The following is a 1,758-nucleotide window of genomic DNA, read 5'->3' on the forward strand; positions in this document are numbered from 1 at the left end:
GCCGTCGGGCCAGGCGCGCGGCGCGCGCGTTGAGGGCCGGGAGCAGCAGGAGGCCGCACAGGCTCGCCGCCAGGAAACCCAGCGCGAAGATCATCACGGTTTCGATCACGAGGGGACGGCCCGCGCAGACGGCCGGAAGACCCGGCCCAGGATCAGTCTAACCCAGGTCGGCCGCCGGGGCGAAATCAAGCTCCACCCATCAATCAGAACGGGTTCCAGGTCGCCTCCCGGGTGAACTTCAGATAGCCGACATTGATCCCCAGCCGGGCGCCGACGCCGCTGCGGATCGGCACCACGATGATACGGTCGCTCACGACCGCCGTCATGCCGAAGCCGCCCACCAGGTAGGCCGAGCCGTCGACGCCGCCGAAGCGCCGGAACAGCTCGCGCACGTTCGGCAGGTTGTAGACCAGCATCATGGTGCGGGCGCCGTCGCCGCCGACGTCGAAGCCCACGGAGGGACCCTGCCAGTAGACGTGCTTCTGCCCGGCGTTGCGGGTGTAGAGCGTGCCCTCGCCATAGCGGACGCCGGCGACCACCGCGCCCCCGCCCTCCTGTCCGAGGATGTAGCCGTTCGGCTCGCCCCAGCGCCGTCCCGCCTCCTCGACGGTGAGTGCGAGGCCGCGGGACACCGACCCGAAGAAGCGATGGCCCGATTCCACGATCTCGCCGGGGCGGAACGTCTCGGGCGTGTCCAGTTCGCCTCCGCGCGCCAGCGCCGCGCCGATTCCGGAAACGCCCGCCAGGGGCGCGCCCAGCGCCAGGCCGAGGCCCGCGCGGAGCAGGTGGCGGCGGTGGGTGCCGCGCTCGTCTCGTACCGTCATCGTTGCCTCCTCGCCCGGTTCAACGGCAGCATCGGATCCAGGCCGATGTTGCCGGTCTTGAGACTCGCATCGTCCGAAAGCCGGTGACCATCTTCCGCGCGATGCTTTAACGGTTCCGCGGCGGATCCAGGCCGCCGCGGGCACGAGCCGGTCGCGGCCGCATCCGCGACCGGGATCCGCACGAGGACGGGCCCGCGATCCGGGACGGCGCGGACCGAACCGTGGGACCAGCTTCTGAGGAAAACCGCAAGATGTGGTTAACGCGCCCTGACGCCGCTCCGGCCCCGGCCTCGCTCCGCGCGCGGTGTCCCGGGTACTGGCGCATACGGGCTGGCCGAACCGGCCTGATGCCCATTCTGGCGTTCGCCGCCCTGATGGCCGGCGCGCCTGCGGCGGCCGAGCCGGGAGACACGGCGGCGATCGAGCTTCTGGCGCTCCAGGGGTTCGACCCGGTCAGCTATTTCCTCAAGGACGGGCCGCGGGCCGGCGCCCCACGGTTCGAGATCTCGTGGGGCGGCCAGGTCTGGCGCTTCGCCAGCAGCGCCGACAGGACGGCTTTCCGGGACAACCCGGAGGTCTACGCCCCGCGGCTCGGCGGCTTCGACGCCGCCGGCATCCTGGACGGGCGCCTGGTCGATGCCGACCCCCTGGTCTTCGCCGTGATCGGCGAGCGCCTCTACCTGTTCCGGGATGCGGCCCGGCGCGACCGGTTCCTGGCCGCGCCCGAACTGGTCCGTCAGGCGGAGGCGGCCTGGCCCGGCCTGCAGGACCAGTTGGACATGCCGCCTCGGGATGCGCCGATCAAGAATGCGCCGCGGTGAGGCGCGTCCGCACCGGCCGGGCGGGCCCGGATGCCGGCAGGGCGAGGCCGGCGGCGAGATCAGGGTCGCCCAGGGCCGCGAACGGCCCGTTGCGGTAGCCGGCGCGGTAGCGC

The 1,758-nt window shown here is 72.5% G+C and carries 2 protein-coding genes; one reads left to right on the top strand and one right to left on the bottom strand.

The window, feature by feature from the left end; translation table 11 throughout:
* Positions 1-203: 203 nt before the first annotated feature.
* Positions 204-824 carry a DUF1134 domain-containing protein gene (locus FV228_RS28695; protein ID WP_147857583.1) on the bottom strand — a complete coding sequence of 207 codons (621 nt, stop codon included), beginning with the start codon at positions 822-824 and terminating at the stop codon, positions 204-206.
* A gap of 347 nt (positions 825-1,171) precedes the next feature.
* Here FV228_RS28695 and FV228_RS28700 point away from each other — a divergent pair, with 347 nt between their 5' ends.
* Entirely contained in the window at positions 1,172-1,645 is a 474-nt protein-coding gene (locus FV228_RS28700) for a YHS domain-containing (seleno)protein (RefSeq protein WP_238261423.1), read from the top strand.
* The last annotated feature ends 113 nt before the right edge of the window (positions 1,646-1,758 follow it).

This window comes from Methylobacterium sp. WL18 (genome assembly GCF_008040015.1).
Classification (GTDB): domain Bacteria; phylum Pseudomonadota; class Alphaproteobacteria; order Rhizobiales; family Beijerinckiaceae; genus Methylobacterium; species Methylobacterium mesophilicum.

What these genes read in the sequence shown, in the direction of transcription:
- FV228_RS28700 (WP_238261423.1), top strand. Translation starts at nt 1,172, where the DNA reads ATGCCCATTCTGGCGTTCGCCGCCCTGATGGCCGGCGCGCCTGCGGCG.
- FV228_RS28695 (WP_147857583.1), bottom strand. Translation starts at nt 824, where the DNA reads ATGACGGTACGAGACGAGCGCGGCACCCACCGCCGCCACCTGCTCCGC.